Source organism: Paenibacillus sp. FSL R10-2771 (genome assembly GCF_038000205.1).
Lineage (GTDB): Bacteria > Bacillota > Bacilli > Paenibacillales > Paenibacillaceae > Paenibacillus_AQ > Paenibacillus_AQ phytohabitans.
Genome location: NZ_JBBOBM010000001.1, coordinates 909272 through 930740, shown reverse-complemented (window position 1 = coordinate 930740; position 21469 = coordinate 909272). Strand labels below are relative to the sequence as shown.

The following is a 21469-nucleotide window of genomic DNA, read 5'->3' as shown; positions in this document are numbered from 1 at the left end:
AGCTCACCTTTCTCTCACCTTGCAGACTACTGAAGCAGCGTGGGAATATCATTATCCACGAGCTCATGGTTGCTTTTATAGGGATAACCCGGGTCATACGGCACCACATCCATTTGAACCTCGCCTACATGAACGAACCGGTGCTGCAGCAGCTTCCGGGCACATTCCGAGATATCCTGGGCTTCCATCACGCTAATCCGCGGATTTACGCTGATCTTGACATGAAGATTCACATAACTGCCTTCCTCCATTGCCTTGAGCTGCTCCACCCGGATGACTCCATGCACACGCTGGACGGTCTCAATGAAGCTGGCGGCCTCTTCGGAAGGAAGCTCCTGAATCTTTTTGCTGTAGACAGAGGAAGTAATCAGAGAATAGCCTTTGCGGATAACAAGACATCCGGTCAGCAGTGCGGCAATCGGGTCCATATAGAGCATAGGATGCCAATTGAAATACCCGCCAGTCATGGCCAGAGCAATACCTATAAATACGGTTATGGAAGTATATAGACTGAAACGGTGGGTATCCGCATACGCGGCATGACTGCCGTCGTTCTTTTTTTTATAATAACGGTATTGGTATTGAAAGATAGCCTCTTTGAACACAATGCAAATCAGGACGGTTACAAGTGCCGACTGCCCAGGTGCCGATAAATGTCCCCGGGTTAAATCACGAATGGCCGAGAAAGCAATCTGCAGCCCGCCCATAAGAATAAGCACAGAAAAAAGAATGGCCGCCATCGGCTCTTTATTTCGTTGACCGGCCCGGCTGCCCGATGATGCTGCATACTTGTGACTCTGCTTCGAGTTCCACGGAATAACCCCTGCCAGCTTGGCGGCGGCATCTGCTCCGGAATAGATGGCATCCCCCATCAATGCTTTGCTGCCTGAAAGATAACCGAAGGCGCCTTTGGCCAGAGCCAGCCCAACATCACTGAGGATTCCGGTCCAGACAACGGTGTCTTTTGCAGCTAATTGTTTGTCATTCATAACGAGGCCCTCCTTACCACTAGCAAGTAATCTCATGATGATGAAACCAGCTAAGATGCTGATCCAAAGATTCCGAAAAGCCGCGTCGCTTGTGACACGGCTTTCCGGGAAACTTAAGTTTTAGGCTTTGGCCGGGTTGCTCTTTACCGGTGTCTTCTGGCGTTTCTTGAGCAGCAGCCAGAGCGGGCTTGCAATAAAGATCGAAGAATAGGCTCCGAAGAGCAAACCGATTACCATGGCAAGTGAGAACATTTTGATCGACTCTCCGCCCATAATCAGCAGGAAGAATGCGGCAATAAATACCGTAAAGGCTGTATACAGTGAGCGCATGAGGGTCTGGGACACACTCTTATTGACCAGGGACTTAAGATCCTCATACGACTTCTGTTTACCGAACCGCAGGTTCTCGCGGATCCGGTCGAAGATAACGATCGTATCATTAATGGAATAACCGATAATGGTCAGCACCGCAACAATGAAGGTCAGGTCTACCTCCAGACGGAAGATGGAGAAGATCGCTACAACCATAAAGGCATCATGGAGCAGCGCCACGATGGAAGCCAGCGCAAACCGCCATTCAAAGCGGATACTGACATAAATAATAATCCCGATACTGGACAGAAGCACAGAATAGATCGCATTGCGGGCCAATTCCTTAGCCATCTCTGTATCTACTGTGTTGACTTCGAAAGATGCCTGATCGTCAATCTTGTTGATTGCCGTTTTCAGGGTTTCACTCTGAGTATCATCCAGTTCTTCATCGTAGCGGATATTAACCCGTTTATCCCCGACGGTAATTGTAGGATCATGACCAATTCCAGCTTCATCCAACGCCGGCTGCAGCTGAGCCAGCGTCATGCTCTTGGAGAGAGCCACGTCCACGTTGGACCCGGCCTTGAAATCAACGCTGTAATTCAGGCCAAAGGTTGCCAGAAAGACCAGACCCGCCACAGTAAGGGCGATGGAGAAAATATAGAAAAATTTACTTAAATGTACGAAATCAAGCTCTTTCTTAAAGCGCACTGATGTCACTCTCCTTTACCCCAAATTGCTTCGGCTTTTTGAGTGCGCCGGCTTTAACCAGCACTGTCAGCAGCCAGTGGGCAAAATAAAGGTTTGTTACAATACTAAGTACAATTTCCACGATCAGAATCAGCGCGAAGCCTTTAACCGCACCTGTACCGAAGGCGAACATGACAGCCGCTACAATGATCGTAGTGACATTCGCGTCCATAACGGTACGGAATGAAGTTTTGTTACCTGCTTTGACGGAAGACAAAATACTCTTACCGCTGCGCATTTCTTCCCTAATCCGTTCATTGGTAATGATATTGGCATCGACCGCCATCCCTATACCGAGAATGAACGCGGCAATACCGGGAAGGGTCAAGGTGAAATCAGCTATAACGAACACCAGAATCAACAGCCAGGTATGAAGAATCAGCGCGAAGCTGGCCAGTACACCCGGAAGACGATACATAAACATCATGAAGACCAGAATGATCAGGGAACCCACAATACCTGCTTTAACCGTTTGGTCAAGAGACTGTTTACCAAGTGTTGCCCCTACGCTCTGGGAATATTTCTCCGTAAGCTTCAGCGGCAATGCACCGAGATTGATCGTATCTGCAATCTCACGGGCCTCATCCAGTGTATATCCCCCTGATATGGAAGCTTTACCATCGGTCAGGACTGCCCTAACATAAGGAGGCTCGGACAATAATGTCTCATCCAGATAAATGGCGAGTTGCTTACCCAGGAGACGTTCAGTAATTTCCGCAAATTTATCTTTGTCCTTAATAGAGATGCTGATCTCCGGACGGTTGAGGTTATCGCGTTGCACGTCTGCCGCGCCTTCAACAAAATCACTGCCTACCAGTTCAATCTTGCTGAAGACTCCGGGTGCATCACCATCAGCGGCACTGCGGAAGGTCAGAACTGCCGGTTCTTTCATTTTCTTGCGGACCTCGGCTTCGTCAGTAACGCCCGCAATCTTCAGACGGATGCGGTCCGTACCTTCGGTTGTAACCTCAGGCTCGCTTGTTCCGAGTGCATTCGCCCGTTTCTCCAGGCTCTCCGCTGTTTTTTGCAGCGAAGCACGGGTCAGGGTTCCTCCCGTATCCATCGGCTCGGCGTGGTACAGAATCTCAAATCCGCCCTTCAGGTCAAGACCTAGACGGACCTTGTCCAGCAGCCCGGGAGTTGTAAATCCCATGACGCCGGTTAGAACGACCACGGTGATGATAAAGCTCAACATTCTCTTCATGCTCTAGCTAGTTCCCCTTTCATTACTCAATATTCCTATTATAGCTACGTGCGAAATCACCGTCAATTCAAGAGGAATGACGGTGCCGGATTCACACAAAGAAACGGCCGGTTCTGCTTCTGGGCGCAAACCATCCGTTTGGATAGGAACTGTTGAATTACTCTTCTCTTACTTTACTGCTTCCTGTAGCCGTTTGCAAAAGAAAATCGTTCCTTTTGGCAAATTAGGCCGTCAGTTCAACCCCCGGTAGGCCGCAATGGTCAGGTAATTCATGTAACTGCCTGATTTCAGCGAATAAATATCATTGACCAGTTTATGCAGAGGAGGTCTTCCTTCCTTAACATAATTACGGCTGACACAATCCCAAATATCCTTACCGGTCACATATTCATAGCCGAGGAGGCGGAATTCCTCCGCTTTGCTGATGCACATGGCTTCGATTTCTTCACTAAGCTCGTCATATCTCCATTGTTCCGATTCCACGTGTTGACACCTCCAAAGATTCCCCGTTACGTATGCTCAGAGATAAATATTCGACCCCTCTGCCGCTCTTTCCTTCTTTCGGCCAAAAACTTGTCATATGGAAAGCTTGTCATGGAGTTGACCTGTAGCAGCATATCCTTATACAAGCCTGCTTGAGAGAGGAACAAATTCACCGGAAGTTTTCATCTAATTTGGGAAGAAGGAGTGCCCTTTGAGGAAACAGACCTTTATACAAGGAACATTAATCCTGTTATTTGCAGGCATCATTAACCGGATGCTTGGTTTTATTCCCCGGATTGCTTTGCCGCGGATCATCGGCGCCGAAGGAGTAGGACTATATCAGCTTGGATATCCGTTCTTTATCGTACTGGTAACCGTCATTACCGGCGGGCTCCCGCTGGCAATTGCCAAAATGGTTGCTGAAGCAGAAGGAGAGAACCGGCCGGAGCAGTCCCGCAAAATCCTGCATACGGGCCTGGCAATCAGCCTTACGCTCGGTATTTTTTTCACCATTGTAGCTCTACTCAGCGCCTCATGGGTATCAAGCGTTATTCTGACCGACCAGCGGGTATATTACACCTTTGTCAGCATGACTCCAATGATTGCAATCGTGGCCGTTTCGTCCATCTACCGCGGATATTTCCAGGGCAGGCAGAATATGCTTCCCTCAGCGTTTTCCTCTGTGCTGGAATCAGTCATCCGGATCTTCTTTATGCTTTGGTTTTCCTGGCTGCTGCTCCCGAAAGGAATTGCTTTTGCAGCGGCAGGTGCGATGCTGGGCGTTACTGTGGGTGAGATTGGCGGAATGCTGGCCCTGCTGCTGCAATATTATTATATCGTTAAAAAGGACAAGAATGAGGCTCCGCCTCCTGCCGGAACGGCTGTTTCCGGTAGCTCTGCTGAGTCCGGAGATGAACCGCAGAGACAACCAGGGAGTGTGCTTAAGCGGCTGATCGGCATCTCTGTACCTGTAACCGCCGGACGTTTGATCGGTTCCTTCTCGTATCTGCTCGAATCCATTATTACTGTGCGCAGCCTTGCACTTGCCGGAATAGCTGCTGCAGCTGCAACTGCACAATATGGTTCCCTGCAGGGAATGGTTATCCCGCTGCTGCTGCTGCCGGGTGTGCTCAGCTCCTCGCTGGCCGTGTCCCTTGTCCCTTCCTTATCCGAGGCGGCTGCCCGGAATGACCTGCCCACGATTCATAAAAGAATGCATCAGGCCCTGCGGCTGGCTATGGTAACGGGCGCTCCGTTTGCTGCTGTTATGTACGTTCTTGCCGTACCGTTGTGTACACTGATGTACGGCAATGCAGCGGATACGGCACCTATGCTGCGGATGATGGCACCGTTCGCTTTATTCCTCTATGTCCAGGCCCCGCTGCAGGCTGCACTTCAGGCAATGGACCGCCCGGGCAAGGCACTGATTAATACACTGATTGGTGCGGTCGTCAAAATCCTGCTGATTCTCCTGCTCGCCTCCCGGCCGGAATACGGGATTCAAGGAGCCATCATCGCCATTATTGTCAATAGCCTCCTTGTGACTATACTTCATGGATACAGTGTTATCCGGCTGACAGCCATGTCCTTAAGATGGTCGGATCCGGTCAAAATTATAGCGGCTACGATCATCATGGCTGCCGGAATGTCTTACGTCTATACCTCAGTTCACATCTCCTCCTCACAGTGGATACAGTTTCTGGCTGCCGCTGCCTGCGGGATGGGCGTATACTTTAGCATTTGCCTGTTATCGGGCCTGATTTCCAGGCGTGATCTGGAGCGTGTGCCCTTCTTCAAACGCTGGCGCAGCTAACATCTTCTCCTTATCTTGAGCCGATCGGGTCAATATATATCTGTCCCTTATGATCAATTGAGCATAGGAAAACATCACGGAAATCGGAGACACCCTTCTGGCGGATCTGGGTTCTAAGCCAGAATCTGTTCTTACCGATCATCTCCAGGTTGTCGTCCTGCACCTTTCCGTCCATTATCAGCGGAATCGGGAGGCCTTCGTAGCGGATCTTGTGCTTCGGAAGCTTAACTTTACCGGAACTGTCTGATTTGTCTGATTTGTCTGAACCTCCGGAGCTCTCCTGGCCTCCGCTGTTCTGCTCCTTCTGCTCAGCGCTTGAACTGCTGTTTCCGGTCTGATTGGACGAAGATACACCCTTATTCTTCTCAATCACGGTAAGCTGCCCGCTTGTTTCAAGAATGGCAAACTCTACATCGGCCGGACTGTCTATGTTCTGCCCGCGTAACTGCAGCAGCAGATCATCAATGTTATATCTCTGTTTACGCATCTCGCCCCGGTGGAGCTTACCGTCCGAGATGAGGATACTCGGCTTGCCATCCACCAGCAGGCGAAGCTTCCGGCTCTTCAGACTGAGCTGTGCGACCAACACCTGAATCAGAACCAGCGTTGCCATGGGCACGAACCCGTCATAGATGGGCCGCTCGATATCTTCAATTACAAACACAGCGATCTCAGCAATCATAATGGAAATCGTGAGGTCAAATACCGACAATTTGCCGATCTCCCGTTTGCCCATGATCCGCATACTCAGGAAAATGAAGATATACATCAGCACGGTCAGAAAGATATGGGCAGTAATATGCTGGAACAACATATTCTCTTCGCTCCCCTTCCGCTTCTCACCCGGCGGCTGAGAGCCGTAACGGGCGGATTAATGTACCCCTATTCTGACCTGCCTGCCAAGGGAACATTCGGAAGCCTGCTGATTAATTACTGGTAAAAGTCCAGTCTGCCATTCTTGTACTATTGGGGCAAGCCTTCCCATACAATGATTAGTACCAGCTCAGGCAGGACACTTTTTTTCAAAGCCCAACCAGAAAGTAACGCAAACAAACTTAGCGTATGCTTTCCAAGCCAGTTTGTAAGGAGCCCGTCCAGGAAGTAACGCAAACAAACTTTTAGGAGGTTTTACCATGTCGTTAATTAGGCGTCTATTCTCATGGAAAATATCTAGTCCTGTATTGTCGGGTTTATGCCGGTCGTTCCTGTGGATGCTGCTGGGCGCATTCGTTCTCTCCCTGCTGCTCTGGGGCAGCGGACTGCAGGAACAGGATCTTACCATGTACACCTATATTGTACACGGCATAGCTGCCGCTTTCGGAGGCTTGACCGCAGGCGGCAGAGCTTCAAGCAAAGGCTGGTATCAGGGAGCACTCACCGGCGCATTCTATGGATTAATTGTTCTGCTGATCGGATTCCTGGCTCTGGACAGCGCCCCGGCAGGAATTGATTTCCTTTGGGTAATGGCTGCAGCAGGCATTGGTGCACTCGGGGGAATATTTGGGGTTAATTTGCAAAAATCCTAATTAATATAATTTTTCGAAATTTGAAACCTATCCTTGAAAATATGTTACACTGAGTGCATCTGACTTCATATGAGGGATTTATCAAGGAGGCTTTGAATGCTTTGCTTTACCAGTCCATGAATCTTGTAGTTGTATACACCGTTGCCATTGTAGTGGTATTGATTTGGATCGGCGCCCGGCGCAATCCGCTAATGGCCCTAGTTGAAATCGGGAGAGAGCTGCTGCGGTCCTATAAATTCACTCTGATTATTATAGGAATGTTCAGCGTGCTTGCTCTGAATAAATATGAGCTGCAGATCGAGCGGAAGATGAACCTGACTTCGGATTACACAGCCTTTGTCTTTGGTCTCGAGGGCCACTTTGTCAGACATGTGCAAGAGCTGTTCTTTACGCCTTGGCTGACCCCAATCATCGTCTTCTTCTATATCTTCATGCTGCAATCGGTGCTCGCCGCCTCGCTAGGTATCTATCTGCTGGATAAGAACCGCGTGATGCTCTATGCGACCTGCTACACGATCATGATAACCTATGCTGTTGCTATTCCATTCTATCTGTATTTTCCGGTAAATGAGGTGTGGTCCTATCTGCCCGCAGGGGTGCGATTTACCATGCTGGATGTTTTTCCGAAGTTTGAACAGGAGTACCGGCCGCTATCGGGCCTTAACAACTGCTTTCCCAGCCTGCATACTGCCATTTCCGTATCTATGGCGCTGCTGGCCTACCGTTCCGGCAACCGCCGCTGGATGGTGATTAGTACAATCTCGGCCGTTGCTATCGTCTTCGGAATATTCTATCTCGGTATCCACTGGCTGACCGATATGCTCGGCGGCACTTTGCTGGCCGTTCTGTCCACAACTGTCGCAGTGCAGCTTGCCAAATTCACCCTGCGCAGCGGGGAAGAACGGCTGAGAGTACGAAGCCGGGCAACGGATGTACGTTAACATCAGCCTCTGAACTGTATAATGTAAAAAAACCGGCGTTCTCTTACGAGAGACGCCGGTTTTTATGTAATTTGGTGCAGACAAATCAATCTTTGTCTTCTACTTCCGTGACAGAGTGACTGATCGAACCCCGGTCAAAGGTCAATCGGGTCACGTCATTAACCCGCAATACAACGATGTCATCAGAAATCTCCATAATTGTTCCGTGAAGACCGCCGATAGTAACTACCTTATCGCCTTTTTTCAAAGACTTGAGCATCCCGTTACGTGCTTTGGTTTTCTTCTGCTGTGGACGAATCAGCAGGAAGTAGAAGACAACAAACATAAGTACAAATGGACCTACCAGGCCAAGAATATTGCCTCCGCCGCCTGAAGCTGCTGCCAGTTGAAAATGTGACATATCATTCCCCCCTTTCCAAAAAATTTAACATATCACTCAGTACTTTTAGAAGCCTTTTAGATTATCATATAATCCGTATTGTGCAAAAAACTCATCGCGAAAATCAAGCAGCCGATCTTCCATGATGGCTTCACGCACTTTACGCATCAATTCCAGCAGGAAGTGTAAATTATGGTATGTCGTTAACCGCAAGCCGAAAGTTTCGTCAGCTTTGATCAGATGGCGCAAATAAGCGCGGGAATAATTCCGGCAGGTGTAGCAATCACACTCCGGATCAAGCGGCCCGAAATCACGGGCATACTGCGCGTTGCGTACAACGAGTCTTCCCTGACTGGTCATCGTCGTTCCATTGCGGGCAATACGGGTAGGCAGAACACAGTCGAACATGTCTATTCCGCGGATTGACCCTTCCAGCAGTGCATCCGGTGAACCTACGCCCATTAAATAGCGCGGTTTCCCTTGCGGCAGCAGTGGAACTGTATAATCCAGCACTTCATACATTAGCTGCTTGGACTCTCCGACGCTGAGCCCTCCAATAGCATACCCCGGGAAATCCATGGAAGTCAAATCTGCCGCGCTCTGACGGCGCAGATCCTCGTGCATGCCCCCCTGTACGATTGCGAACAGCCCCTGATCATAAGGACGTGCATGGCTCTTGAGGCATCTTTCTGCCCAGCGGGTGGTGCGTTCAAGTGACTTTTTGACGTATTCATATTCTGCCGGATAAGGCGGGCATTCATCGAAGGCCATCATAATATCGGAACCGAGTGCATTCTGGACTTCCATCGCTACTTCCGGCGAGAGAAACTTCTTGTCCCCATTTAAATGAGAGCGGAAATGAACGCCTTCTTCGGTAATCTTACGCATGTCGCTCAGCGAGAATACCTGGAAGCCGCCGCTGTCAGTCAGGATGGGCCGGTCCCAGTTCATGAATTTGTGCAGACCGCCGGCTTCGCCGATGATCTCATGGCCCGGACGAAGGAACAAATGGTAGGTATTACTCAGAATAATCTGCGCATTCATTTGCTTAAGCTCTTCGGGGCTCATTGTTTTGACGGTGGCTTGTGTGCCTACCGGCATGAAGGTCGGTGTTTCAATAATTCCGTGTGGAGTATGGACTCTTCCGAGCCGTGCTCCGGACTGCTTACAGGTCTTAATGTGTTCATAAGTGATTGCTGCCATAGGTTTAACCCTTCCTCTTGCTTAATAAATGAACATTGCATCGCCAAAGCTGAAGAACCGGTACTGCTGCTTAATCGCTTCTTCATAGGCGGCGAGAATATGCTCCCGGCCGGCTAAAGCGCTCACCAGCATGACCAAAGTAGACTTTGGCAGATGGAAATTGGTAATCAATGCATTGACGACAGTGAATTCGTAGCCGGGATAGATGAAAATATCCGTCCAGCCGCTTGATGCCTTCAGCGGTCCGCCCGCCGCTTGTCTCCCGGCCGTCTCAAGGGTCCGGCAGGAGGTTGTGCCGACAGCGATAATTCTTCCGCCTCTGGCTCTTGCGGAGTTCAGCATCTCTGCCGTCTCTTGGGATAATTCGTAATATTCGGCATGCATCACATGCTCTTCCACGGTTTCTACCGACATTGGACGGAATGTGCCAAGACCTACATGCAGGGTGATATAAGCGATATTCACACCGGCCGCTGCAATCTGCTCCAGCAGCTCTTGGGTGAAATGCAGTCCAGCCGTAGGGGCGGCCGCCGATCCTTCATGCCGCGCGTAGACTGTCTGATAACGTTCGCGGTCATCCAGAGTTTCCTTAATGTACGGAGGAAGCGGCATCGATCCGAGCCTGTCCAGTATCTCCTGGAAGATACCCTGATAGATAAAGCGCAGCGTCCGGCCGCCCATATCCGCTTCGTCCTCTATTACGGCGCGAAGCTCTTCGCTGAAGATAATCACCGCTCCGGTCTTCAGCTTCTTGCCGGGCTTAACCAGCGCCTCCCAGCGGTCTTCACCGAGATTCTTCAGCAGCAGCACCTCTGCCTTCGCCCCGGTATCCTCCTTGACACCGAACAGTCTGGCCGGAATAACTCTCGTATCATTCAATACCAGTGTATCTCCGGGACGGAATTGCTGCAGTATATCTGTGAAATGCCCGTGTTCCAGCTGACCGTTCTCCTTGTTTACGAGCAGCAGTCTGGATGAGCTGCGGTCGGCAAGCGGAGTCTGGGCAATCAGTTCCTCCGGCAAATTAAAATCATAATTATCTACATTCATGATGGGATCTTCATTCCTTAACTATAGTAACGTTATTAAAATAGTGTTGCAATATTTGACGATAATCATACCCGCTATCTGCCATGCCCTTTACGCCCCATTGGGACATGCCCAGGCCGTGCCCGTTGCCCCAGCCGATGAAATAGAATCCGGGACTGCTGGTGACCACTCTGGAAGATTGATCAGCACCCATGACTACGGTTCCGCTGCCATTTGCAGTTACTTTGCCGGTTGCAGAGAGCACCCCGGCGCTTGTTGAACTACCAATAGTGGCTGTAGTGCCGTCAGCGCCTAGTACAGTATAACTGCCTGCCGGGACAATATCAAACAAAGTACTGGGCAATCCGCCAAAGGAAGAACGGAACAAATCCGGGTATTTCACCTGCAGAATCTGGCCGTTAGCCTTGACTTCCACCGCTCTCCCCGAAGGCCCGCGCTTAGTCACCTGGAGACTGGTTATGGAAGACGGAAGAGCGTTGCTTGTTTTGCCGGACAGGCTTTTGAGCAGCTCTGCCGAGGTATACGGCCCTTTGATCCAGCTGTAGCTGCCGGATTCATAGACCTGGCCCAGCACTACGGCGTTATCGCCGGGGTTCAGCTTGCCTGCGGGAGTAACACTGCTATCAATAATAGGCAAAGGCCGGATATTCACATCCTTGGTGGTAGCCGTAGCCAGCGGAAGTCCGGCTGCCGTTGTGTTCCCGGTTAATTTGATATTGTCTTCACGGGCATAACCGGAGATACCGCTGTTCAGCAGCACATAATACCACTTTTTAGATGAAGCAACTGCCGCAGCATCCTCGCTGCTGACTACACTGACGAAGGTATCGCCGCCGTTGTTCCACACCTCAGACGGGTCTGCGGTAACGCCGCCGCCGTTGGAGGAGAACACGGCTTCTACTATTTTGCCGCCGCTCATCAGCACTTCGCCTGCGGTAGCATCCACTGCCTTGGTAATGACTGGAGCTTCAGCGCCTATGCCGTTGTACACCTGGCTCAGCGTGGTATCGACAACATTGGCTACATCGAAGCGGTTGCCCTGGGCCAGCGCATAGCTGCGCGCCGCAACGGCCTGGGCTTTGAGCGCCTCTTCCGGCCAGCCGGATGAAACCTCTCCGCCGACAACCGCATACAGATATTGCTCCAGCGGCACTACGTTGATTACAGACAATGAACCGTTCAGATTGCCCAGCTCCAGATTGCCTCGGTAAGTACGCTTGGATCTCTCCGTAAGCAGAATCCCCTTCTCATTGCCGGCGGCTGTGAACTTCGCGTCGCTTCCGGATAACAGATAATGAAAGGCCTGGACTTCACTGCTGAAATCAAGTCCTGCGTCCATCCGGATAATTAGTCCCGCTGTACCTGCCGCCACCGGCGACAGAACAAGCTGCGGGAGCAGTGCAGCTGCCGAGGCAGAGACCGCTGCAAGATCGCTGTCGCTCGCCGCTTCGCCTACCCAAACTTCAGTCCGAGCACTGCCGCCTTCTCCGGACACGAATACCGGCCAGGCATCGAACCCGGCAGCGGTTAGGCTGCCGACAACCGCCTGCGCTTCCTCCAGCGTCGCGTAGGAACCTGCGGACAGATGTTTGGTCCCGGCAACAGCCGGTGTCTGTCCTTCCGGAAGGCTTACTCCGGCTTTCATCACGGAGGTCAGCCCTGTTTTGGCGGCAGCTTCACTGGCATAGCTTCCAGTGTAGAGCTGATACACCTTAGCTCCGCCCCGTGATGCCATAAACAGCTGGGGTTTATCGGAGGTAGCCTGCAGCTTCTTGGCTGCATCCGCTGCCACCTGCCAGGTTGGCGTTTCCAGCACCTTCACCCGGTAGCCGTCCAGACTGACACGTACTTTGTTCTGGGCAGGAACCGACAGCAGAGGTGTTCCGGCCTGCGAGAGCAGGCTGAAGCCCAAATCGGACTGAAGCGTGACCAGCGGTACGGTAGATTTATATTTGCTGCCAATATCGGCATACAGTGCAACCCGGATCGCCCCGCCGGTATCGGCGTGAGTGGTACCCGCAAAGCTCAGAAGGCTGCCTGCTACCATTGATGCGGCCAATACTCCGCGGCCCAGCAGCCCTAACCCTGTTTCTTTCCACCTGGCAAGATTCATTGTAGGCCTCCTAAAAGTTTTGAGAGTAGCTGCTCCCGAAGCAGGCTTCGTTCCAAACCCTGCTTCGGAAGCATACATACTCTTTAAGTTTTGAAAGCATGACATCCTCAGAAAGCTTCGTTCAAAACCCGCTTGGGAAGCATACTCTTAAATGTGTTATATAAAACGCACTCTAGACTGCAACCAATTAAGCACCCGGTCGGGCACTTATGTGACGAGCGGTTTATTCAACTTCTCGCACCTAATCTATTGCAAAGAACATTCAAATTCTTAAGTTTCTCACTTGTTTAGGCTTAATTGTTGTACGGATTGCAACTTGATCCCCTAGATATCTGGCGGTTGGGACAGATTGTTGTATGAAATACAAGATTTGTCCCGCCAAACCGCTTGGAGGAGAAGGAATGTTGCCTTTTATACAACAATTCGGGATTGTAGCCGGGATCATACGAAAAATGTTGTATTATGGGCAGCATCAGTTCTGCTGCGGAGGGAGCGGAAGTCCCAGATGATGATACGCCGCCGGGGTCACTATGCGCCCGCGCGGCGTGCGCTGCAGGAAACCGATCTGCAGCAGGTAGGGTTCGTATACGTCCTCAATAGTCTGGCTCTCTTCGCCTATCGTAGCGGCAATGGTATCGAGCCCGACCGGTCCGCCGCGGAAGGAGCTGATCATCGACTGCAGCATCTTGTGGTCGATGCTGTCCAGTCCGCGCGGATCTACCTGAAGCATCTTGAGCGATTCAGCGGCAATCTCCGGCGTAATAATACCGTCGCCGCGGACCTGCGCATAATCGCGCACCCGCTTCAGGAGACGGTTGGCAATCCGCGGAGTCCCACGGGCCCGCAGGGCAATCTCTTCCGCAGCATCGCCCAGAATCTCGATGCTGAGCAGCTCGGCGTTGCGGGCTACGATGAAGCTCAGCTCATCGATTGTGTAGTACTCCAGCCGGCTGACTACGCCGAAGCGGTCGCGCAGCGGAGCGGACAGCAGCCCCGCGCGTGTCGTTGCTCCAATGAGCGTGAAGGGCGGCAGGTCCAGCCGCACCGAACGGGCACTCGGGCCTTTGCCGATCATAATATCCAGCGCGAAATCCTCCATCGCCGGATACATAACCTCTTCCACCGTGCGGTGCAGGCGGTGGATCTCATCAATGAACAGCACATCGCCTTCCTGAAGGTTGGTCAGCAGCGCGGCCAGATCGCCCGGCCGCTCAATTGCCGGGCCGGAAGTGGTCCGCAGATTCACACCCAGCTCATTGGCGATAATATTCGCCAGCGTTGTTTTGCCGAGACCCGGAGGCCCGTACAGCAAGACATGATCCAGCGCTTCGCTGCGCATCTTGGCTGCTTCAATATATATTTTCAGGTTTTCTTTCACCTGGTTCTGGCCGATATATTCACCCAGATAACGGGGCCGCAGACTTAATTCAACCGCCTGCTCGTCCATCATCAGATTTGCTGATATAATCCGGTCATCCATTATTCCTCACTCCGTTCTTCAAGGACCTATTTGGCTATAAAAAGCAGCCCCAGCGCCTTTTTCATCAGCACGTCAACCGGTCCGGTATCCGTTCCCTCTTGCTTCATCTTCAGCCATACGCGGTCCAGCTCGGTATCGGTATAGCCCAGCGCCCTCAGGGCATCCCTGGCCTCTTCCCACGGGAGTGCCTCGGCCTTAGCCTGGGCTTCAGCCGCTACAGCGAACAGGCCTGTCTGCAGGGCAGCTCCACCGAAGCCGTCCAGCTTGTCCTTCAGATCCAGAATCATCCGCTGCGCCGTCTTCTTGCCGATGCCCGGCAGCTTCGTCAGGAAGGTGATGTTCTCCTGATAGATCGCCGAGATCAGCTGATCCGGCGTTCCGCCGGTCAGAATGCCCAGCGCCACACGCGGGCCGATGCCAGACACCTCGATCAGCTTGCGGAACAGCTTCTGCTCCTCACGGGTCGGGAATCCGAACAGGAGCGTCGCATCCTCACGGGTCTGATAATGAATGAAGATGGTCACCGGACCCTCCACCTTGGCAAAAGCATACGGATTCGGGCAGAAGACCCGGTATCCTACGCCTTGAACATCCAGTACTACATATTCTGACTCCAAATGTACAACCGGTCCTCTTAGGAAATCTATCATTTTCGCAATACCTCATTTAATTTGGAATTAAGACTCACGGAATGGGCGTGGCATACCGCCACCGCCAGTGCATCCGCCACATCATCGGGCTTCGGTACAGCCGACAGCTTAAGAAGCAGCTTGACCATCTCCTGAACCTGTTTCTTCTCTGCCTTGCCGTACCCTACTACTGCCTGCTTCACCATCATAGGGGTGTATTCCGCCACTGGCAGCCCGCGCTGCACGGCCGCCAGAATCAGCACTCCGCGCGCCTGCGCCACCGGCAGGGCCGTTGTCACATTGCGGCTGAAGAACAGCTTCTCTACCGCAACCGCATCCGGCTTATATTTATCAATCAGCTGCACCATGCCTTCATAGACATGCAGCAGACGTTCTTCTTCCGGAGTATGCGCCTCAGTCTGGATGCAGCCGTACTGGACCGGAGTCAATTTGTTTCCAACCTTATCTACAAAACCAAAGCCGACAATCGCCAGCCCCGGATCAATCCCCAAGATGCGCAAGATCCTTCTCTCTCCTCTGTGCCAGGGCAGAATAGCCCCTGCGGGTTCATCCATGAATCCGCCCTAAAGCGAACATATGTATTCCTTCTACCCATTATAGCAAAAAAATTTCCCCGGGGAGACAAAAACTTTGTCCCGGGGAAATTAAAATCAAGCTGTATTTTAAACAAAAAAACCCGTGAGCCTCCTGCCCACGAGTCTTCAAACAGTTAGGTCCTTCACTTCATTCCGCATGCATCACCTGTTCCGCCGAGTCCCGCGCATAGTCGCTGAAGGTAGACAGTACACTGTTGTACTCCTCCATGTCCTGTACCCGGATGCCCTGATGAAGCTGCTCCCAGATCCCCTCCGGCAAAGAGGATTTCATCGAGCCCATATCCAGCTGGAAGAAGGTCTTCATCACCTTTTCCGACGTCGGCGGTCCTTTGAACAGCGTCAGATTCCCCTGCTCATCCACTCCGAAGTAGGCTTCTTTTTTGGTGAGCGGCGACAGATCATTGACTCTCTGCTCCAGCCACAAATCGCCTTCCTCGCTGAGCCAGCCGCTCCAATCGGAATGCTGTCCGATCATCATCTTCAGCTGGGCCGGTGTCTGCTTGCCGGGCAGTGTCTGCACCTCTTCACCGGATACATAAATTGTCTTCAGGTGCACCGTTCTGCTGACCGCTTCCCCGCTGACTGCTTCAAGCAGCTCTTTGCTGTCCATCACAGCAGCTTCATCTTCTGCTTCATTCCCTGTATGGTTATAAACGGCTGCCACAGCCGGAATGCTGCTGCCGGGTTCCCGGTTCTGCTCTTCTATTCCGCTTAGTGTTCCGGGCAACGTCCAGGCCGTATGCTCCAACAGCAGGCTGATCTCTTCCGGAACCTGCATGCCACGCCACGCCAGCACCGTAAGCGCAATGCAAGCCGCTCCCACCCAGGGAGCCTTTTTCCAACGTCTCCACCGCCGCCACAGTTGTTTTTTCAAGCGAAAAGCATTCACGTTAATCCCTTCATTCTGGTTTTTCCCTATTGTGACCTGTGAAGGGAGCATTTATGCGTAATTGCTTGAAATTCATTCCAAGCGGAATTAATCTGTGTCCAGCGGATTCTCAATGGCTCCGAGGAACAGGACCACCTGAGTCTGCACATCCTTGATCATGAACAGAAACGGCCGGTTGACCGTCATTTCAAAAGGCGTACCTGCAGGAGCAGCTGATCCTGCCCGCATCTGGATTACTGTGGACGCCGCCGCCTCTGTTCCCTGCTCATTCACATCGATGTAGGTTTTGTGGATGACCTTGCTGAAATAAATCGGGCGATTCAGGTCCGCAAGCAGCGGGAAATCCCCCTGGTCCGGGTCGAAAGCCAGCTTCACACCCAGCGCCTGCAGAACCTTTGTAAGCTCTGCCCCGTAGCTTGCTGTAAAACGCGGCAGCCGCAGCGTCCCCCGGGCACTGGCGAAGCCCTCATCAAGCGGGAGTCTTCCCGCCGCAAGCTGATCCGCAAGCTCCTGTAAGGAAGATTCCCCGCCCGGCAGGATTACGGTCATCTCCATCTGGCCCTCTCCATTAGGAAGCTTCACAGCCTGCCAGTCCTCATTCTCAGCATACTGGAACAATCCGCTCCGCTTCATCATCATTGCCCGCACTGCTGCCCCGTCCGGGGGATAGAAGTCTGCTGGCGCAGTCGCCTCCTCCGGAAACACATCACTCCAGCCGGCTTTGAAATACAGTGCGTTGACAAGCACCGCAACTGCCTGGTCACCCGGCGGCTCCGTGAGCATCTGCCTGATCTTATGCCCGGTATGCTTCGAGACCCAATCATTAATCTGCGTCACAGATTTCTCTGCAGCTAAGTCTGTCGCCCTGATCTCTGCGTTATAGAAATCCTCGCCTGTCTTGAGATAGTCCTTGCGCAGCGGCAGCCCCTTCATGCCCCAGACCGAATTCGCTATCTTCAGCTCAATTCCCGGTCCGGCGTCATTCAGCAGCTGCAGCAAAACCTGATGGCTGGTATTCAGCTGCTCCCGCTCATCAGGTGCATAGCCCAGCAGCGTTCCCAGCTCCTCTGCCGTCTCTCCGTCCGCACCTTTATAAGCAAGGGCCAGCGCAGCGGCAACACTATAAGGTGACACCGTCAGATTCCCGCCGCCCGGCTTCCACAACTGGCCAAACAGCATCGCGCCCAGCCGGTTGCTCTGCTTGGCCAGCCCGAAATCAAGCCCGGATGCAGCTGCCTGTCTCTCTGAATAGCTCATTTTGGAACCTCCTTTACTGCAGCCGGCCAGGAGCAGCACGGCTAACAAGAGTACGGATATTCTTTTGATCATCATAGCTCCCTCCTTGAGTCCATCCGAAGCGGCAAGGATATGTACCAGATGCCCTTTCACATTTCATGGACGATCCCAATTGGAAAAAGTTGCAAATGACCGGCTCAGATATTCATTAGAAATTCGGCACCACCGGCAGCTTAATATGGCTCGGATACTCCTGGTTATGGCAGATCGTCTGCTGCACAATGACTGCTTCCGTATCTTCATACGGATTGTTTCCGGTGTTTGTGTTAGGGAAGGCCACGAATTTGCTGGAAGAAGTGATTGTGAAGCGGACCCGGTGTCCCGCGGCAAACGAGTGGGCGATGTTCTGCAGGAAAATATCGTACCGCTCCACCTGCCCCGGCACAAGCAGCTGCGGCTGTTCCAGCCCGTGCCGGTATTTCGCCCGCACGATGTAATTGGACAGGCGGATGGAATCCCCTTGTTCATTCACATCACTCAGCGTCACGACCCAGTCCGTATCCAGACCCGAGCTTGCCGCATAGATGACCGCTGATAGTTCCCCCGCTACCGTCAGCTTCTCCGCCAGCGGCTCACTGGTATAGACGACAATGTCGCTTCTCAGCTCATGCTTCCGCATATTCTCCGGCTCCCGCTCTCCGCTGTCGGCAACCGGGTCAGCCGGATTATAGATATAAGTGTCTGCTGCTGAATGTTCCTCCGGCTCCATAATCAGCCGTCCATCGCCCAGGGATGAATTCGCCCGGCCGTCTCCGCCCAGATAGAACGGAGTTATCTTTGCTTCTGCCGGTGTCCAATCCTCCGAGGTTCTCCAGCGGTTCTCGCCCACCACATAATAGGAAGCCCGCGGCTCCTGGTCGATGCCGTTCGGAATACCTTTCAGGAACCGGTCAAACCAGCGCAGCACAGATATATCATAATCGTACACCACTGCATCATTGCCGAAGGATACGCCCAGCAGATCCCGCGCCCGGTTCGGTCCGTGCTCCCAGGCGCCGAGGCGGATTTTGCGGCTCTTCACATCATGCTCCGTCAGCATCCGCCAGGTCTCCGATACCCCCGGGCTGTCACCGTCATACCAGCCGGAGATCACATACATCGGAACCTTAACCTGATCTCCGCGTTCGGTGAACGTACAGTTTCTCCAGAAATCGTCATACTCGGGATGGTGGCTCCACAGCTCCCATGGCCCCGAAGTGCGGCCAATCATCTGCTGCGGAATATCCCTGATGGGTCTGGCATCGACCGCCGCTTCCGGGTCCACTGTAATGCCGCCAAAAATATCAAAGTCCGTCCGCGTCCCCACCGACTGCGCAAGCGTCCAGGACAGCAACGGCCAGGAGCAGAGCGTTCCTCCTTTGCGCGCGGTGTCCACGAACGGCGAACCTACATTAACCTCATCCACCACCGCCAGCAGGTTCGGGTGACCGCTGGTAGCGGCTGCTACAACAACATAGCCGAGGTAGGAGGCGCCCCACATTCCAACTTTGCCGTCAGACCATTCCTGGGCAATAATCCAGTCAATGGTATCGTAGCCGTCATCGCGTTCATTGTAGAACGGGATCAGCTCACCTTCCGAATCCGCGCGGCCGCGTACATCCTGGGAGATCACGGCGTAGCCTTTATTCGCCCAGCGCATGAAGATTTCTTTTTTACCATTCCGGTCGTAACAGGTTCTCACCAAGATAGTTGGTACCTTCGTTCCCGGCTCAAGACCTTCAGGAAGAAATACATCGGTAGCCAGCTTCACGCCATCCCGCATCGGCACAAGATACGTTCCCAGATCGTTCACACCATATTCCGGCTGCGACAGCAGCGGTTCAGCATAGAGGGCGAGCGGGGTCAGCTGCTCATATCCTGCCTTAACGATCAGCTCAATGCCATAGCGGTTAGGGGTCAGAAAGGCGATCACCTCCCCGTCCAGCGTTACAATATCCAGCGCCGTGCCCCCGCGGTAAGCCCATACCTGCGAAGTCCGCTCTACACCGGAGATCTCCGCCTGATAGGTAATATGCTTCTGATATTTGTCCCCGTTCTTGAGGATAACCTCGTCCCCGGCCCATTCCGCATCGGTGTACACATGAAGCTGCCCCGCGATCCGCGCCAGCGGAAGAACATATTTCGCGCCAGCATCCAGCACATTCTCCTGCATCTGTGTGCGTCTGCGGGTGTCAACCTTGGCGTGCATGACCTCCTTGTCCGTGAAACGGATGGTGCCGCTGTATATCCCCGAGCAATAGAAGTTGAAGCTTGTCTGCTGTAAGTATGAATTCATCTGTAAAAGTCCCCTATCCGCAAATTTGTTCGAACACACGCAGCCAGTTGCCGCCCATAATCTTAGCGATCTCTTCATCGCTGTACCCGCGCGCCACCAGTCCCCGCGTGAAATTGCTGAAATAACTGTATTTCTCAAGCCCTGCTACGGTTTCCGTGGAGGGACCATCCCCTTTGGCGAATCCCAGCTTAGGTGCAATCTGCTCCTTGAAAAAGACCAGTGACCACTCCAGGTCACTCATAGGCCAGTCCGTTCCGATGCCCACATGCTCTACGCCTACCAGCCTGATCACATATTCAATATGATCCAGCACATGCTCAATGGTGGTATGATCCGGATCTTCATGCACAAACCACGGCATCGCAAAAATACCAATCACCCCGCCGGTCGCAGCAATCGCGCGGATCTCCTCGTCACTTTTGCAGCGCATATGCGGATAGATGGCTTCCACGCCGGTATGCGAGGCGATAACCGGCGCTTTCGAGGCTGCACAGGCATCCAGGGTGGTCTGCCTGCCGCAATGTCCGGTATCGACGATGATTCCGAGCGTGTTCAGCCGTTCCACAAACCGCAGACCGTATTTGGACAGCCCGCCATTGCCCGGCTCCGCACAGCCGGAACCTATCAGATTCTGGTTGTTGTACGTTAACTGCAGAATCCTTAGACCAAAGCCATGCAGCGCGTCAAGCAGCTCCAGATTTTTCCCAAGCGCATCCGTTTCCTGTGCCGTTATAATACCGGCCTTCCTGCCCTCACGCTTAGCCCTGCGGATATCCTCCGCCGTCAGTGCCTTCACCAGCCAGTCCGCGGAATCGAACTGCAGCTGAACCTCGCCCATACTGGTAATCACGCTCTCTATATCATTCAGGTGCAGCTCACGGTTCCCCGCCGTAATGCCGGACTTGTACCATTCCTCTTTGTACTCCGCAATCTCACCGCCGGCCGACAGCCGGGTAATGATCTGCGCCGGCATGGCGCTGTAGACCATCGGTTCATCCTTGTACGGCTCGCACAGCGCCTTCACCTTAAGCGAGACGCTCTCCGGGATAGCGCTTGGGGACAAGGGCCCCTGGAACAGCAGATCAATATTGATATTCTCCTCATGCAGGCGTTTCGCCCGCTCCTCCTGTGCAGCACTCAGTCCGAACTCATACCAGCCTTCCCGTTCCTGTAAATTCACTTGATCCGGCCCCTCCTCTATGAAACTACCTATTTACTTGATGCTCGCTCGTCCCTGCGGTGAATATTTGGGCTTCAGGCAGCCGCCGCTCCTGCCATTCCAGAAATCGCTTGCTCAGGCTTTGCAGTAACCAATTACGCTAAGCTTAACTGCACTTTGTACAACTAAATCGTCTGATTTTCAACCGATTATCCGTTTAGTTGTATTTCGTGCAATTAAATTGACCAATGTAGTTGGTTATCACCCATTCGGGCAGATTTAGTTGTACAGACTACAGTTATAAGAGGCAAGCAGCTCTTTTCGCTGTTTTTAATTGTACATTATACAACTATCACTGAAG

At 52.6% G+C, this 21469-nt stretch carries 19 protein-coding genes; 3 read left to right on the top strand and 16 right to left on the bottom strand.

Annotated features, from left to right (window positions below):
* Positions 1–26 precede the first annotated feature (26 nt).
* The 4 genes from NSU14_RS04060 to NSU14_RS04045 all read right to left on the bottom strand — a co-directional run bounded on the left by NSU14_RS04060 (position 27) and on the right by NSU14_RS04045 (position 3738).
* A complete protein-coding gene (locus tag NSU14_RS04060) occupies positions 27–989 on the bottom strand; it encodes a cation diffusion facilitator family transporter (RefSeq protein ID WP_340943034.1) in 963 nt (320 codons plus the stop codon).
* Between the two features lie 120 nt (positions 990–1109).
* Positions 1110–2012, bottom strand: a complete 903-nt coding sequence (gene secF, locus NSU14_RS04055; protein WP_042238718.1) for a protein translocase subunit SecF — start codon at positions 2010–2012, stop codon at positions 1110–1112.
* Positions 2002–3255, bottom strand: a complete 1254-nt coding sequence (gene secD / locus NSU14_RS04050; RefSeq protein ID WP_039294486.1) for a protein translocase subunit SecD — start codon at positions 3253–3255, stop codon at positions 2002–2004. The genes secF and secD overlap by 11 nt, the downstream gene beginning before the upstream one ends.
* 231 nt (positions 3256–3486) lie before the next feature.
* Entirely contained in the window at positions 3487–3738 is a 252-nt protein-coding gene (locus tag NSU14_RS04045) for a post-transcriptional regulator (RefSeq protein ID WP_042238721.1), read from the bottom strand.
* A 211-nt stretch (positions 3739–3949) separates the two neighbouring features.
* Between NSU14_RS04045 and spoVB the strand changes: the two genes are divergently transcribed.
* Positions 3950–5551 (top strand): stage V sporulation protein B, encoded by a 1602-nt coding sequence (gene spoVB, locus NSU14_RS04040; protein WP_076245172.1) that lies wholly within the window; start codon positions 3950–3952, stop codon positions 5549–5551.
* A gap of 10 nt (positions 5552–5561) precedes the next feature.
* Here spoVB and NSU14_RS04035 read toward each other — a convergent pair whose 3' ends face one another.
* Positions 5562–6362: a YetF domain-containing protein gene (locus NSU14_RS04035; protein WP_418793972.1), complete on the bottom strand. Its 801-nt coding sequence runs from the start codon at positions 6360–6362 to the stop codon at positions 5562–5564.
* Between the two features lie 322 nt (positions 6363–6684).
* Here NSU14_RS04035 and NSU14_RS04030 point away from each other — a divergent pair, with 322 nt between their 5' ends.
* Both NSU14_RS04030 and NSU14_RS04025 read left to right on the top strand, forming a co-directional pair.
* Complete coding sequence (locus tag NSU14_RS04030; protein WP_340943029.1) at positions 6685–7077, top strand: TIGR04086 family membrane protein; 393 nt, start codon at positions 6685–6687, stop codon at positions 7075–7077.
* A 116-nt stretch (positions 7078–7193) separates the two neighbouring features.
* Positions 7194–8018, top strand: a complete 825-nt coding sequence (locus NSU14_RS04025) for a phosphatase PAP2 family protein (protein WP_076245250.1) — start codon at positions 7194–7196, stop codon at positions 8016–8018.
* Positions 8019–8103: 85 nt separating this feature from the next.
* Here the strand turns inward: NSU14_RS04025 and yajC are convergent, their stop codons facing one another.
* The 11 genes from yajC to NSU14_RS03970 all read right to left on the bottom strand — a co-directional run bounded on the left by yajC (position 8104) and on the right by NSU14_RS03970 (position 21129).
* On the bottom strand, positions 8104–8418 hold the full coding sequence (gene yajC / locus NSU14_RS04020; protein WP_039294472.1) for a preprotein translocase subunit YajC: 315 nt from the start codon (positions 8416–8418) through the stop codon (positions 8104–8106).
* 45 nt (positions 8419–8463) lie between these two features.
* Entirely contained in the window at positions 8464–9600 is a 1137-nt protein-coding gene (tgt, locus tag NSU14_RS04015) for a tRNA guanosine(34) transglycosylase Tgt (RefSeq protein ID WP_340943025.1), read from the bottom strand.
* A 21-nt stretch (positions 9601–9621) separates the two neighbouring features.
* A complete protein-coding gene (queA, locus tag NSU14_RS04010; protein WP_039294467.1) occupies positions 9622–10650 on the bottom strand; it encodes a tRNA preQ1(34) S-adenosylmethionine ribosyltransferase-isomerase QueA in 1029 nt (342 codons plus the stop codon).
* A gap of 10 nt (positions 10651–10660) precedes the next feature.
* Positions 10661–12763, bottom strand: coding sequence for a SpoIID/LytB domain-containing protein (locus NSU14_RS04005; RefSeq protein WP_340943022.1), 2103 nt, complete (start codon positions 12761–12763; stop codon positions 10661–10663).
* 472 nt (positions 12764–13235) lie between these two features.
* Positions 13236–14243 (bottom strand): Holliday junction branch migration DNA helicase RuvB, encoded by a 1008-nt coding sequence (gene ruvB / locus NSU14_RS04000; protein ID WP_039294462.1) that lies wholly within the window; start codon positions 14241–14243, stop codon positions 13236–13238.
* Positions 14244–14269: 26 nt separating this feature from the next.
* Positions 14270–14893 carry a Holliday junction branch migration protein RuvA gene (gene ruvA, locus NSU14_RS03995; protein WP_042139549.1) on the bottom strand — a complete coding sequence of 208 codons (624 nt, stop codon included), beginning with the start codon at positions 14891–14893 and terminating at the stop codon, positions 14270–14272.
* Positions 14890–15393: a crossover junction endodeoxyribonuclease RuvC gene (gene ruvC / locus NSU14_RS03990; RefSeq protein ID WP_039294456.1), complete on the bottom strand. Its 504-nt coding sequence runs from the start codon at positions 15391–15393 to the stop codon at positions 14890–14892. The genes ruvA and ruvC overlap by 4 nt, the downstream gene beginning before the upstream one ends.
* Before the next feature lie 223 nt (positions 15394–15616).
* Positions 15617–16363 (bottom strand): BofC C-terminal domain-containing protein, encoded by a 747-nt coding sequence (locus NSU14_RS03985; protein WP_340943018.1) that lies wholly within the window; start codon positions 16361–16363, stop codon positions 15617–15619.
* Positions 16364–16465: 102 nt separating this feature from the next.
* Positions 16466–17710 (bottom strand): serpin family protein, encoded by a 1245-nt coding sequence (locus NSU14_RS03980; protein ID WP_340943015.1) that lies wholly within the window; start codon positions 17708–17710, stop codon positions 16466–16468.
* Between the two features lie 112 nt (positions 17711–17822).
* Positions 17823–19949, bottom strand: coding sequence for a CocE/NonD family hydrolase (locus NSU14_RS03975; protein ID WP_340943012.1), 2127 nt, complete (start codon positions 19947–19949; stop codon positions 17823–17825).
* 13 nt (positions 19950–19962) lie between these two features.
* Positions 19963–21129 (bottom strand): dipeptidase, encoded by a 1167-nt coding sequence (locus NSU14_RS03970; RefSeq protein WP_336103161.1) that lies wholly within the window; start codon positions 21127–21129, stop codon positions 19963–19965.
* Positions 21130–21469 lie beyond the last annotated feature (340 nt).